13 protein-coding genes are annotated in these 13,522 nt (G+C 67.4%); 7 read left to right on the forward strand and 6 right to left on the reverse strand.

Features of this window, described 5'->3' with window-relative positions:
• The first annotated feature begins 1 nt into the window (after position 1).
• From EAH76_RS04570 to EAH76_RS04580, 3 genes are read left to right on the forward strand one after another with little or no spacing between them, the layout of a single operon-like run.
• Entirely contained in the window at positions 2-637 is a 636-nt protein-coding gene (locus EAH76_RS04570) for an HdaA/DnaA family protein (protein ID WP_140848675.1), read from the forward strand.
• Positions 634-2,811: an RNA degradosome polyphosphate kinase gene (locus EAH76_RS04575; RefSeq protein ID WP_140848677.1), complete on the forward strand. Its 2,178-nt coding sequence runs from the start codon at positions 634-636 to the stop codon at positions 2,809-2,811. The genes EAH76_RS04570 and EAH76_RS04575 overlap by 4 nt, the downstream gene beginning before the upstream one ends.
• A 4-nt stretch (positions 2,812-2,815) precedes the next feature.
• Entirely contained in the window at positions 2,816-4,342 is a 1,527-nt protein-coding gene (locus EAH76_RS04580) for a Ppx/GppA family phosphatase (RefSeq protein ID WP_241659559.1), read from the forward strand.
• A gap of 140 nt (positions 4,343-4,482) precedes the next feature.
• Here EAH76_RS04580 and rnd read toward each other — a convergent pair whose 3' ends face one another.
• Positions 4,483-5,661, reverse strand: coding sequence for a ribonuclease D (gene rnd / locus EAH76_RS04585; RefSeq protein WP_140848681.1), 1,179 nt, complete (start codon positions 5,659-5,661; stop codon positions 4,483-4,485).
• A 173-nt stretch (positions 5,662-5,834) separates the two neighbouring features.
• Between rnd and aspS the strand changes: the two genes are divergently transcribed.
• Positions 5,835-7,658 carry an aspartate--tRNA ligase gene (gene aspS, locus EAH76_RS04590; protein WP_140848682.1) on the forward strand — a complete coding sequence of 608 codons (1,824 nt, stop codon included), beginning with the start codon at positions 5,835-5,837 and terminating at the stop codon, positions 7,656-7,658.
• 136 nt (positions 7,659-7,794) lie between these two features.
• A complete protein-coding gene (locus tag EAH76_RS04600; RefSeq protein WP_140848684.1) occupies positions 7,795-8,568 on the forward strand; it encodes a polyphosphate kinase 2 family protein in 774 nt (257 codons plus the stop codon).
• A gap of 19 nt (positions 8,569-8,587) precedes the next feature.
• Here EAH76_RS04600 and EAH76_RS04605 read toward each other — a convergent pair whose 3' ends face one another.
• On the reverse strand, positions 8,588-9,034 hold the full coding sequence (locus tag EAH76_RS04605; protein ID WP_140848686.1) for a hypothetical protein: 447 nt from the start codon (positions 9,032-9,034) through the stop codon (positions 8,588-8,590).
• Between the two features lie 45 nt (positions 9,035-9,079).
• Positions 9,080-9,709, reverse strand: coding sequence for a carbonic anhydrase (locus EAH76_RS04610; protein WP_140848688.1), 630 nt, complete (start codon positions 9,707-9,709; stop codon positions 9,080-9,082).
• A 66-nt stretch (positions 9,710-9,775) separates the two neighbouring features.
• On the opposite strand from EAH76_RS04610, the gene lipA reads away from it, so the two are divergent.
• The gene (gene lipA / locus EAH76_RS04615) at positions 9,776-10,693 is read left to right on the forward strand and encodes a lipoyl synthase (RefSeq protein WP_140848690.1); all 918 of its coding nucleotides are present in this window, start codon (positions 9,776-9,778) and stop codon (positions 10,691-10,693) included.
• A 112-nt stretch (positions 10,694-10,805) separates the two neighbouring features.
• The gene (locus EAH76_RS04620; RefSeq protein WP_140848692.1) at positions 10,806-11,285 is read left to right on the forward strand and encodes a type II toxin-antitoxin system RatA family toxin; all 480 of its coding nucleotides are present in this window, start codon (positions 10,806-10,808) and stop codon (positions 11,283-11,285) included.
• Here EAH76_RS04620 and EAH76_RS04625 read toward each other — a convergent pair.
• From EAH76_RS04625 to ispF, 3 genes are read right to left on the reverse strand one after another with little or no spacing between them, the layout of a single operon-like run.
• Positions 11,225-11,755 carry a CinA family protein gene (locus EAH76_RS04625; protein WP_140848693.1) on the reverse strand — a complete coding sequence of 177 codons (531 nt, stop codon included), beginning with the start codon at positions 11,753-11,755 and terminating at the stop codon, positions 11,225-11,227. The genes EAH76_RS04620 and EAH76_RS04625 overlap by 61 nt on opposite strands.
• Entirely contained in the window at positions 11,748-12,269 is a 522-nt protein-coding gene (locus tag EAH76_RS04630) for a hypothetical protein (RefSeq protein WP_140848695.1), read from the reverse strand. Before EAH76_RS04630 ends, EAH76_RS04625 begins: the two co-directional genes overlap by 8 nt.
• A complete protein-coding gene (gene ispF / locus EAH76_RS04635) occupies positions 12,266-13,507 on the reverse strand; it encodes a 2-C-methyl-D-erythritol 2,4-cyclodiphosphate synthase (RefSeq protein WP_140848697.1) in 1,242 nt (413 codons plus the stop codon). Before ispF ends, EAH76_RS04630 begins: the two co-directional genes overlap by 4 nt.
• Between the last annotated feature and the right edge of the window lie 15 nt (positions 13,508-13,522).

A 13,522-nucleotide genomic window follows, 5' to 3' on the forward strand; every position in this document is an offset into this window, starting at 1 on the left:
AATGGCACTTCCCCTCGACTGGCCGGCCGACCCGCGTGATGACGAATTCCTGATCGGGAATTCGAACGCGCGGGCGGTCCAGCAGCTCGAGCATTGGAGCACCTGGCCCGTCATGGCGGTGGTCGTCACGGGTCCGCGCAAATCGGGCCGCAGCCTGCTCGCGCGGATCTTCGCCGCCAAGACCGGCGGCGGGCTGATCGACGATGCCGAGCGGCAGAACGAGACGAGCATCTTCCACGCCTGGAACCGCGCGCAGGAAGATCGCCGCCCGGTAGTGATCGTGGCGGACGCGCCGCCGCCCGAATGGACGATCAAGCTGCCCGATCTGCGCTCGCGTCTCGCCGCGAGCCCGACGGTGCGGATCGGCGACCCCGACGAAGAGCTGATGCGCGCAATCTTCGAGCGTCAGTTCCTCCGGCGTGGTATCGACGCGCGGCCGGAGGTGATTCAATGGCTCGTCCTGCGGGTGGAACGCACCCACATAACCTTGTTGCGCACGGTCGATCTGCTCGACCAGGCGCTTCTGGCGCGCCACAAGCGCCTGTCGATCCCGCTCGCGCGGGCCACGTTGATCGAAGCCGGACTGATCCCGGGCGCGGCGCCCGACCTGTTCCCCGAACCGACGGAAACCCCATGACCCGCCCCGCCCACCTCGCGAGCCTGGACCACGACGACGATCCGTTTGCCGGAAGCGAGGGGAGCGACCGCTATTTCAACCGCGAGCTGTCCTGGCTCGCCTTCAACCGCCGCGTGCTCGAGGAAGCGTGCAACACCGCGCATCCGCTGCTCGAGCGCGTGCGGTTCCTGTCGATCTCGGGGTCGAACCTCGACGAATTCTTCATGGTCCGCGTGGCGGGGCTCAAGGGCCAGCAATTGCAGGACGTCGCCCGGCTGTCGAACGACGGGCTGACCTCGGGCCAGCAGCTCGCCGCGATCGTCGCCGAGGCCGATGCGCTGGTCACGAGCCAGCGCGACGTGTGGCGCGACCTGCGCCGCCAGCTCGCCGAGACGGGCATCGCGGTGCTCAGCTCGCGCACGATCGACGAGGCGCTGTCGGGCGAGGATCTCGCCTGGCTCGAAACGCAGTTCCGCGAGCAGCTCTTCCCGATCCTCACACCGCAGGCGCTCGACCCAGCGCATCCCTTCCCGTTCATCCCCAACAAGGGGCTGGCGGTGATGTTCGACCTGGTGCGGATCGCCGACGACCAGCCGATCCGCGAACTCGTCATGATCCCCGCGCCGATGCCGCGCTTCCTGCGCCTGCCGGGCGAGAAGGCGCGCTACATCGCGGTCGAATCGCTGGTGAAGCGCTTCGCCCCGCTGGTCTTCCCGGGCTACCGCGTGATCGGCGGCGCCGAATTCCGCGTGCTGCGCGACAGCGATCTCGAGATCGAGGAAGAGGCCGAGGATCTCGTCCGCTACTTCGCCAACGCGATCAAGCGCCGCCGGCGCGGCCGCGTCATCCGGCTCGAGCTCGAGAGCGGGATGCCTAAGCGGCTCGGCTCGGTACTGCGCGATGAACTCGGCGGGGCGGATTGCTTCGTCACCGAGAGCGGCGCGTTTCTCGGCGTCGGCGATCTCGAGTCGATCGTCGACGAGGATCGCCCCGATCTCAAATTCCCGCCCTTCTCGCCGCGCTTCCCCGAGCGGATTCGCGAATATGGCGGCGATTGCTTCGCTGCGATCAAGGCGAAGGACATCGTCGTCCACCACCCGTACGAGACCTTCGACGTGGTGCTCGCCTTCCTCAAGCAAGCCGCCGCAGACCCCGACGTCGTCGCGATCAAGCAGACGCTGTACCGCGCCGGCAAGCAGCCCGCGGTCATCAACGCGCTGATCGCCGCGGCCGAGGCGGGCAAGTCGGTCACCGCGGTGGTCGAACTGAAGGCGCGCTTCGACGAAGAGCAGAACCTGCTCTGGGCCTCGGCGCTCGAGCGTGCCGGTGTCCAGGTCGTCTATGGCTTCATCGACTGGAAGACCCACGCCAAGGTCTCGATGGTCGTCCGCCGCGAGAGCGGGCAGTATCGGACCTACTGCCACTTCGGCACCGGAAATTATCACCCGATCACCGCCAAAGTGTACACCGACCTCAGCTTCTTCACCGCCGATCCGCGGCTCGGGCTCGATGCCGCGCAGATGTTCAATTACATCACCGGCTATGTCGAACCCGAGAATATGGCGCTGATCAGCCTGTCCCCGCGCGACCTGCGCCCACGCCTGATGCGGCTGATCGATACCGAGATCGACAACGCCAAGGCCGGCCGCCCCGCCGCGATCTGGGCGAAGATGAACTCGGTGGTCGATCCCGCGGTGATCGACAAGCTCTACGAAGCGAGCGACGCCGGCGTCCAGATCGACCTCATCATCCGCGGCATCTGTTGCCTCAAGCCCGGCGTTCCCGGCTTGTCGGAGAATATCCGCGTCAAGTCGGTGATCGGCCGCTTCCTCGAGCACAGCCGCATCTGGTGCTTCGGCAATGGCGGGATGCTGCCCAACGACGGCGCGCAGGTATTCATTTCCTCGGCCGACTGGATGCAACGCAATTTCGATCGCCGGATCGAGTACATGCTGCCGATCGAGAACAAGACCGTCCACCAGCAGATCCTCGACCAAGTCATGGTCGCCAATCTGATCGACAACGAACAGAGCTGGGAGCTGCAGGGCGACGGATCGTATGTCCGCACCCAGCCGGGCGACCGGCCGTTCAACCTGCATCGCTACTTCATGACCAACCCGTCGCTATCGGGGCGCGGCGCCTCGCTCGCGGCGAGCGGTTCGGTGCCCAAGCTGTCGCTCAGAAGCCGGCGCTGAGCCGATGACAATGACCACCGAGTTTCCCGTCGCCGCGTCCCCGGCGAAGGGCCGCGATCCCGTCTCCGATACCTGGGCCGAGCCCCGCACCGCGATCATCGACATCGGATCGAATTCGATCCGCCTGGTCGTCTATCAGGGCCCCGAGCGCCTGCCCGCGACGCTATTCAACGAGAAGGTCATGGCCGGGCTTGGCCGCGGCATGGCCGAGACCGGCGCGATCGCCGAATCGGGGATCGCGGTCGCCAAGGATGCGTTGGCACGCTTCGCCGCGGTCGCACGCGAGATGGAGGTGACGAAGCTGCGCACCGTCGCGACCGCCGCGGTCCGCGATGCCTCGAACGGCAAGGTCCTGCTCGATGCTGCGCACGATCTCGGCCTCAAGGTCGAACTGCTCAGCGGCGAGCAGGAGGCGACGGGCGCCGGCTACGGCGTGCTGTCGGCGATCCCGCAGGCCGACGGCATCGTGGGGGACCTCGGCGGCGGCAGTCTCGAGCTGATCCGGATTGGCGACGGCAAGGTCCGCGAGCGCGTGTCTTTTCCGCTCGGCGTGCTGCGCATCGGCGCGATCCGCGACAAGGGGCCGGGCATGTTGCAACGCGAGGTCGCGCGCGCGCTCGATCGGTCCGGCTGGACGGGGAAGGGGGCAGGGCTCCCGCTCTATCTCGTCGGCGGATCGTGGCGCGCGCTGGCACGGCTCGACATGCACCTTGCCAGCTATCCGCTCCCCGTGATCCACGAATATGCGATGTCGGCCGATGCGATCGCGCGGATGGGGCGAACGATCAGCCACGTCAACAAGAGCTGGCTGCGCGCGATCCCCGGCCTGTCCGCCGCCCGCGCGGCAACGCTGAGCGACGGGACCGCGCTGCTCGTGTCCTTGCTCAAGCATATCGGCAGCGACACCACGATCGTCTCGGCCTTCGGGCTGCGCGAAGGATTGCTCTACGGAGCCCTCGACCCGGACGTCCGCGCGCAGGACCCGCTGATCGTCGCCACGCGCGACGAAGGGCGGCGCCATGGCCGCTTCGCCGAACATGGCGATCTGCTCGACCGCTGGATCGCGCCGCTCTTCACGCGCGACCGGCCCGAGATGGCGCGGTTGCGGCTGGCGGCGTGCCTGCTCGCCGATGTCGGCTGGCGCGCCAATCCCGAGTTCCGCGCCGAGCGCGGCGTCGAGGTCGCGCTTCACGGCAATTGGGTCGCGGTCGATGCGCGCGGTCGCGCGCTGATCGCGCAGGCGCTCCACACGAGTCTGGGCGGCGGGGTCAACACGCCCGCGCCGCTCGCGGTGCTCGCCGATCCGCTCGACCTGAAGCGCGCGGTGCATTGGGGGCTGGCGATGCGGCTTGGGCAGCGGATGAGCGGCGGGCTCGCCGGGCCACTGCAGCGCTCGTCGCTCGCCGACGATGGCGAGACGGTGACGCTGCGCGTGAAGAACAGCGATATCGCGCTGTACAGCGAGACGGTCGAGCGGCGCCATGCCTCGCTGGCGACGGCGCTGGGACGCAAGGCCGTGATCGTCGAATAGGCGTCCCGGACCCTCTCCGTCACCCCGGGCTTGTCCCGGGGTCCACCGGGATGCACGCACAGCACGCGCAGGACGCGCGTCACGGTGGACCCCGGCACAAGGCCGGGGTGACGGGCGGGGTTGCGTCCGCCGCGCGTCGGTTAAACCGCGATATCTTCGGTCCGCGTCATCTTGAGCTTGCCGTTCACCACCGCAAACGCCAGCCGCCCCTCGACCAGATCGAGCGCATCGCGCCCGAACTGTTCGAACCGCCAGCCCTGCAGGATCGACAGCCCCTCGCGCTGCCCGGCGGCAAGCGCATCCAGATCGTCGGTCCGCGCCAACAACCGCGCCGCGACGTCGATTTCCTTCGAACGGATCTTGAGCAGCAGCTTGAGCAGATCGGCGACCAGCGCCCCATCCTTGCCCATCCCCGGCTTGCGGTCATCACGCGACGGCAGCTCGTCGGCCGACATCGGCTCGGCATGCTCGAGCGCCGCCATCAGCCGCGCGCCGATATCGTTCTGCGCCCAGGTCGCGGAGAGCCCGCGCACCTTGGCGAGATCGGCCTGCCGCTTGGGCGCATGGCCCGCCAGATCGGCGATCGTCTCGTCCTTGACGATCCGCCCGCGCGGCAGATCCTTGCCGCGCGCCTCGATCTCGCGCCAGCGTGCGAGTGCCTTCAACCGCCCGAGCACGTCGGGCTTGCGGCTCGGCACCTTGATCCGGCGCCACGCTTCTTCGGGGTCGTTGGCGTAATTCTTGGGATCGCCGAGGCGCTCCATCTCCTGGTCGAGCCACGCGCCGCGCCCGGTCTTGCGCAGCCGCTCGAGCATCTTGGGGAAGATCTTGGCGAGATGCGTCACGTCGCCGATCGCATATTCGATCTGCCGCGCGTCGAGCGGACGGCGGCTCCAGTCGGTAAAACGCGCGCCCTTGTCGACCGTGATGCCGAGCCACGCATCGACAAGGTTCGAATAGCCGACCTGCTCGCCTTGCCCCAGCGCCATCGCCGCGACCTGGGTATCGAACAGCGGATGCGGCGTCGTGCCGGTAAGGTTGTAGACGATTTCGAGATCCTGCCCGCCGGCATGGAAGACCTTCAGGACGTCCTCGTTATTGACCATCAACTGGAGCAACGGGCTCATGTCGAGCCCCGGCGCGAGCGGGTCGATCGCCGCCGCCTCGTTCACGTCGGCGATCTGGATCAGGCAGAGTTCAGGCCAGAAGGTGTTCTCGCGCATGAACTCGGTGTCGATGCAGACGAAATCGGCTTGCGACATTCGGGCGCAGAGATTGGCGAGGGTGGCACTGTCGGTGATGAGCGGATGGATATGCATCCCCACCCCTTAGCGAGGCTCGCGCGCCTTGACAAAGGTGGGTTGTAGAGGGAAGCGCATCGGCAATATTCGCCGTCGCCCCGGCGGAGGCCGGGGCCGCTGCGTTGTCACGCGTTGCGCTCCGATACACAGCGGCCCCGGCCTTCGCCGGGGCGACGAACATGAGAAGATCTATGCACGCTTATCGCACCCATACTTGCGCCCAGCTCCGCGCCGCGGACGTCGGCACCACGGTCAAGCTGTCGGGCTGGGTCCATCGCAAGCGCGATCACGGCAATCTGCTGTTCGTCGATCTGCGCGACCATTACGGCATCACCCAGATCGTCACCGACAGCGACAGCCCGGCGCACGCCGTGCTCGACAAGCTTCGCCCCGAGTCGGTCATGACGATCACCGGAGACGTCGTCGCCCGCTCGGCCGAGACGGTGAACGCCAACCTTCCCTCGGGCGAGATCGAGATCCGCGCACGCGACGTCGTCGTCCAGTCGGTCGCGCACGAACTCCCGATGCCGGTGTTCGGCGAGGCCGAATACCCCGAGGAAATCCGCCTCAAGTACCGCTATCTCGATCTGCGGCGCGAGCGGCTTCATGCCAACGTCCTGCTGCGCTCGAACGTCATTTCGTCGCTGCGCCAGCGGATGATCGGGCAGGGCTTCACCGAGTTCCAGACGCCGATCCTCACCGCGTCTTCCCCTGAGGGCGCGCGCGACTATCTCGTCCCGAGCCGCGTCCATCCCGGCAAGTTCTACGCGCTCCCGCAGGCGCCCCAGATGTTCAAGCAGCTTCTGATGGTCGCCGGCTTCGACCGCTATTTCCAGATCGCACCGTGCTTCCGCGACGAGGACGCCCGCGCCGACCGGTCGCCGGGTGAATTCTACCAGCTCGATTTCGAGATGAGCTACGTCACGCAGGATGACGTCTTCGCCGCGATCGAGCCCGTGCTCCACGGCGTGTTCGAGGAATTCGCCAACTGGCAGGGCAAGGGGCGCACCGTCTCGGCACTCCCGTTCAAGCGCATCCCGTACCGCGAATCGATGCTGAAATACGGCAACGACAAGCCCGATCTGCGCAACCCGCTGATCATCACCGACGTGTCCGAGCACTTCAAGGGTTCGGGCTTCGGCCGCTTCGCGTCGATGGTCGAGGGCGGCGACGTCGTCCGCGCGATCGCCGCGCCGAACACGCACGAGAAATCGCGGAAATTCTTCGACGAGATGAACAGCTGGGCACAGAGCGAAGGCTTCCCCGGCCTCGGCTATGCGACGCAGAAGGATGGCGTGTTCGGCGGCCCGATCGCCAACAATCACGGCCAGGACGGCATGAAGGCGATCGCAGAAGCGCTCGGCCTCGGCCCGAACGACGGCATCTTCTTCGCGGCCGGCAAGGCAGCGCAGGCGGCGAAGCTCGCCGGCCTCGCTCGCACGCGCGTCGCCGACCAGCTCGGCCTGATCGACGACAAGCGCTTCGAATTCTGCTGGATCGTCGATTTCCCGATGTTCGAATATGACGAGGACGCCAAGAAGGTCGATTTCAGCCACAACCCCTTCTCGATGCCGCAGGGCGAGATGGAAGCGCTCGAGGCCAAGGACCCGCTCGACATCCTGGCGTACCAGTACGACATCGTCTGCAACGGCATCGAGCTGAGCTCGGGCGCGATCCGTAACCATCGCCCCGAGATCATGTACAAGGCGTTCGAGATCGCCGGCTACACCCAGGCCGATGTCGATACGAACTTCGCCGGCATGATCAACGCCTTCAAGTTCGGCGCCCCGCCGCACGGCGGCTCGGCACCGGGCGTCGACCGGATCGTCATGCTGCTCGCCGACGAGCCCAACATCCGCGAGGTCATCACCTTCCCGATGACGCAGAAGGCCGAGGATCTGATGATGGGCGCGCCCAATTTCGCGACGCCCAAGCAGCTCAAGGAACTCAACCTGCGCTCAACCGCGGGCGTAGCGACCGCCAAGCCAGCCGACGAAGCCGTTCGTCCCGTCTGACTCTCCCCACAAGCGGAAGGGGCGCCCCCTAGACTCCCCTCCCGCTTGCGGGAGGGGCTGGGGGAGGGCAGTGTCTGCCCATGATAACGCTCCGCCCATTCCCACCCCTAACCCCTCCCGCAAGCGGGAGGGGGATATGAGCCTCGATCTCTCCGACTACGAATCGGGCAAATCCTACGACGGCGACTACGACGCCGATCTCGCCGCGCTGCAAAAGCGGCTGGCGCACATTCAGGTCGCGCATATCGTCCACCGCAAGCGCGCGATCGTGCTGTTCGAGGGCTGGGATGCGGCCGGCAAGGGCGGCATCATCCAGCGGCTCTGCGCCGAATGGGATCCGCGCAATTTCGAGGTCTGGCCGATCAAGGCGCCGACCCAGGACGAGCTCGACCACCATTTCCTGTGGCGCTTCTGGCAGAAGCTCCCGGCCTCCGGCGACATCGCGGTGTTCGATCGCAGCTGGTACGGTCGCGTGCTGGTCGAGCGCGTCGAAGGTTTCGCGAAAGACGCCGAGTGGAAGCGCGGCTTTGACGAGATCAACGAGTTCGAGGCGCAACAGGCCGATTCGGGGACGACGATCGTCAAGCTGTTCATCCATGTGTCGCAAAAGCAGCAGGACAAGCGCCTGGCGAATCGGCTCGATCATCCCTGGAAGCGCTGGAAGACCGGCGCCGACGATTATCGCAACCGCGAAAAGCGGCCGGCGTATCTCGAGGCGATGCACGACATGTTCAAGCGCACCGACACGCGCTGGGCGCCGTGGACGGTGATCGACGGCAACGACAAGAAAGCCGGGCGCATCGCCGCACTGACGACCATCGCCGAGCAGCTCGAGGCGCATATCGACATGACGCCCCCCGAGCTCGATCCCGCGGTCGAAGCGATCGCGCGAAAGGCGTTGGGGCTTTAGCGCCAACGCCCGCCGCGGGTCAGATCCAGAGCAAGACGATCGGCACGATCGTGCCCGTGACGAGCATCGCGATCGAAATCCGCCGCATCGAACGGATCGACAGCGCGATCGCGACGCCGGTGATCGTCGAGGCGCACAAAGCGATCGACAGCAAAACGACGAAGATCTTGAGCGGCAGGGGGGAAGGGCGCTTCGGCCCGGCGCGCTCGGCCTCGCCGCGCGGCTTGCCGGCTTCGGCTTGCGGCTTGGGCTTCTCCGCGCGGGGCGGACGCGGCGGACCCTGATCCTTGTGGACGCTCGCCAGCCAGACGATCCAGTTCGGCGGCGTGCCGCCATAACCGCGCGCTTCCTGCAGCCGGAAGGTCTGCAACGCGCCGCTCACCGAGAACAGCAGGATCATCGGCGCGAAAAACAGGCCGAGATAATGGTGATAGCGGCGCAAGGTCCGCAGCGTGTTGGGTCTCATGCGATCTGCGCTACGCGAACGTAACGACTCGGGCAATTGTGGACCTTACGCAGGGGCAAAATCGCCCGCTTCGTCCATCACGTGCAGCACGCCGTCGGCGATCGCGAAATAGGCGCCGCGCAGCCGCAGCGCGCCGGCCGCCTCGGCCTCGCGGATATTGGGGAAGCTGCGCAGATTGGCGATGCTGACGCGGACCGTCTCGAGTTCCATCTCGCGAATCGCGGCAGGGCCGGTGCCGTGCTCTGCAACAATCCGGTCGCGCGCCGAATCGAGCATGTCGATCCAATGCGCGATGAAGCCGCCTTCGCCCGGCGCCTTGCCCTCGAACGCGCGTGTCAGCGCCGCATGGACGCCGCCGCACGAGCCGTGGCCCATCACCACGATCTCGCCGACCTTGAGCTGGCTCACCGCGAATTCGAGCGCTGCCGAGACGCCGTGGCGCGACCCGTCGAGCTCGAACGGCGGCACCAGATTGGCGACGTTGCGCACGACGAAGATCTCGCCAGGCGACGTGTCGAACACCTGGGCTGGATCGACTCGGCTGTCCGAACAGGCGATCACCATCACCTTGGGGCTCTGCCCCTCGGCCAGTTCCGCCCAGCGATCACGCTGGCGGACATAGTCGGAGGCGCGGAAGCGGTGATACCCGCCGACGAGGTCGCTGAAATCGGTCATGCGCTGCTTTTACCGGAGGACAAGAGGGGGTGGCAAGCCGCGTCGTCAATCGCTATCTGCACCCCAATGAACGAGATGTCCCCGCTCGCCCGCCCGCCCCGCGAACGCAAGCCAGACTGGCTGCGGGTCAAGGCGCCCACCTCGGCCGGCTTCGCCGCGACCCGCGAATTGATGCGCTCGAAAAGCCTGACGACCGTCTGCGAGGAGGCGGCCTGCCCCAATATCGGTGAGTGCTGGAGCAAGAAACACGCGACGGTGATGATCCTCGGCGACACCTGCACGCGCGCCTGCGCGTTCTGCAACGTCAAGACGGGCATGCCGCGCGCGGTCGACAAACTCGAACCGCAGAACGTCGCCGATGCGGCGGCGCAGATGGGCTTGCAGCATATCGTCGTCACCTCGGTCGATCGTGACGATCTGCCCGACGGCGGCGCGTCGCAGTTCGTCAAGGTGATCCAGGCGCTCCGCGCGACGACGCCGAACACGACGATCGAGATCCTCACCCCCGATTTCCGCAACAAGGCGCAGGCCGCGGTCGAGTCGATCATCGAGGCCGGGCCCGACGTCTACAACCATAATCTCGAGACCGTGCCGCGGCTCTACCCGACGATCCGCCCCGGTGCGCGCTACTACGCGTCGCTGCGGCTGCTCGAGAGCGTCAAGCGCCACGACCCGCGGATCTTCACCAAGTCGGGCGTGATGCTCGGGCTCGGCGAGGAGCGGCTCGAGGTCCATCAGGTGATGGACGACATGCGCAGCGCCGAGATCGACTTCCTGACGATGGGGCAATATCTCCAGCCGACCCCGCGGCACGCCAAGGTGCTCGACTTCGTCACGCCGGCGGCGTTCGACGCCTATGCCGCGATCGCCCGCGCGAAAGGCTTCTTACTCGTCGCAAGCTCGCCGCTGACGCGTTCGAGCTACCACGCCGGCGATGATTTTGCCCGCCTGCGCGCGGCACGTGCGGAAAAGCTCGCGCGGTGAAGGTCGGATCATCCCGTCGCCCCGGCGCAGGCCGGGGCCAGTGCGTTTGGGGCAACTGGTCCGCGCACCTGCTGGCGGCCCCGGCCTCCGCCGGGGCGACGGAGTAGCGCGGATGCCCCGTCACTCTGAAACCCGGCGCCTGCCCTACAGCCCCGAGCAGATGTTTGATCTGGTCGCCGATGTCGGCCGCTATGCCGAATTCCTGCCCTGGGTCTCGGCGATTCGCGTGCGGTCGAACAGCGCGACCGAGCTGACCGCCGATATGATCGTCGGCTTCAAGGGCCTGCGTGAGACCTTCACCTCGAAGGTCGATAAGGAACGGCCGGGCCGGATCCATGTCGAATATCTTGACGGGCCGCTCAAATATCTGCGCAACGACTGGGTATTCCGCCCCGACGGGACCGGGTGCGCGGTCGACTTCACCGTCGATTTCGCGTTCAAGAACCGCGTGTTCGAAATGCTCGCGGGCCAAGTGTTCGGCACCGCGCTGCGCAAGATGATCGGCGCGTTCGAGGAACGCGCCGCGGTGCTTTACGCCTCGCCCTCGACCTCCGGCGGCAACAGCAGTTCGAGCGCGCACAGCGCCGCCTGAAGCCGCACGCCACCGCGGCCGAGATCGCCGAAATCCTTGCGATCGGCGACGACATGCCCGGGATCGGCACCCCGCTCGGCGCGCGCGAAGACGACCGTGCCGACAGGCTTCTTCTCGGTCCCGCCGCCGGGCCCCGCGACGCCGGTGATCGCCACCGCGACGTCGGCGCCGCTCGCCTCGAGCGCGCCCTGCGCCATGCTCCACGCGGTCGCCACCGAAACCGCGCCGAACGTCTCGAGCACATCGGCGCTGACGTTGAGCATTTCGAGCTTCGCGTCGTTCGAATAGGTCACGAAGCCGCTCTCGAACATGTCGGAAGACCCCGGAATCTCGGTCAGCGCCGCGGCGACCAGGCCGCCGGTGCAGCTTTCGGCCAGCGCGATGCGGCGCCCGGCCGCGAGGTTGGCCGTGACCACCTTGCGCGCCGCCGCGACCAGTTCGGCCGGGAGGATGGTGTCGCGCTTATCCATGGGTCGGGCAGATCGTGAAGGGCGCGCGCTTCTTCGAAGAGTCGCTGCCGAGCAGGAACAATTGCACCACCAGCGCTGCGGTATTGGCGACGGGTAGCGGGGCGAGCAGGCCGGTGATCCGGTCGATCCGCGGGCAATCGCCCGGCTTAAGATCCTTGACGACCAACGGCCCGAGCAAGCTGCTGACCAGCGGGCGGATCACGTCGGGGTCCATCCCGCGCAGCTGTTCGCCGCCGAGCTTGCCGATCGCGGGCTTGGCCGCATTCCACGCCGAATCGCCATCCATGCGGTAGCGTGCGACCAGGGCAGGGAGCCCAGCCCGCAGCGTCGCGGTCGGCGGCAGCGTGCTCGCACACGCCTTGCCGACGGCATCGAGCACGTCGGGCAGCACAACCCGGACGAGCGATTGCCCCTCTTGCTCGGTCAGGCACGGCAGGTCGGTCGGCGCGGCCTGCGCGGCGACCGTTGCGGTCGCCCCGATCCAGAGTGCCGCGAGTGTCGTCAGCCGCTTCATCGCTTGCCCCCCGGAACCCGGACCGTCGCCGCCGCCTGCGCGGCAATGCCTTCGCCGCGCCCGGTAAAGCCGAGCCGCTCGGTCGTCGTCGCCTTGATGCTGACCTGATCCGCGTCGAGCTGCAAGAGGTCTGCGATCCGGTCGCGCATCGCGGCGCGGTGCGGGCCGATCTTGGGCTCTTCGCACATGAGCGTCAGGTCGACGAAATCGATGATCCCGCCGCGATCGGTGATGAGTGAGGCGGCATGCTGGAGGAACTGCGCCGAGTCGGCGCCGCGCCATTGCGGGTCGCTCGGCGGGAAGTGCGTGCCGATATCGCCCGCCGCAATCGTGCCGAGCAAAGCGTCGGTGATCGCGTGGAGCGCGACGTCGGCGTCGCTATGCCCCGACAGGCCCTTGTCGTGCGGGATCCGCACGCCGCCGAGCCACAGCTCCTCGCCGACTTCGAGCCGATGGACGTCGAACCCGGTCGCCATGCGCGTGCGCATCGTGGTGGCGAGGCGGTCCTCGGCGGCGGCGAAATCGGCGGGGTGGGTGATCTTTTCGAGCATGGGGTCTCCTGCGACCAGGGCGACGCGGCCGCCGGCGGCGCGCACCATCTGCGCGTCGTCGGTCGGTTCGTCACCGGTCCAGCCGCGATGCGCGGCGAGGGCGGTGGAAAAGGCAAAGGCTTGCGGCGTCTGGATACGATGCAGCGAGTCGCGCGGCACGGTTTCGCCGAGGTCGGTATCACCCCTGGCGAGCGTATCCGCGACGGGGAGGGCGGGGACGGCGCCGTCATGGTCGTCGAGCGCGGCGAGCAGGCGGTCGATGACGAAGGCGCTGAGGAACGGGCGTGCGGCGTCATGAATAAGCACGCGCTCCACCCCACCCGTCGCCCCGGCGGAGGCCGGGGCCGCTGCGTTGCTCACGTCCCCCGCTGAAACGAGGCGGCCCCGGCCTTCGCCGGGGCGACGATCCTGGGTCAGCGCCTCCAGCCCCGCCAGCACCGACAGCCGCCGCGAAGCACCGCCGATCACATAGTCGACCTCGCCCACGGCGTCGCGCAACGCCGCTTCCTGCCCGGCACCGATCACCACGATCACCCGATCGATCGCCGGATGCGCCGACAGCGCGGTATAGGAATGCGCCAAAACGGCCTTGCCGCCGAGCGGCGCATATTGCTTTGGAATGCGGCTGCCCGAGCGCACGCCGGTGCCGGCGGCGACGATCAACGCGGCAGTGCGGGGGTTCGTCATGCGATGAGCGCCTAG

Origin of the sequence: Sphingomonas glacialis, from assembly GCF_006439055.1 — a bacterium.
In the GTDB taxonomy this organism is placed as follows: domain Bacteria; phylum Pseudomonadota; class Alphaproteobacteria; order Sphingomonadales; family Sphingomonadaceae; genus Sphingomonas; species Sphingomonas glacialis_A.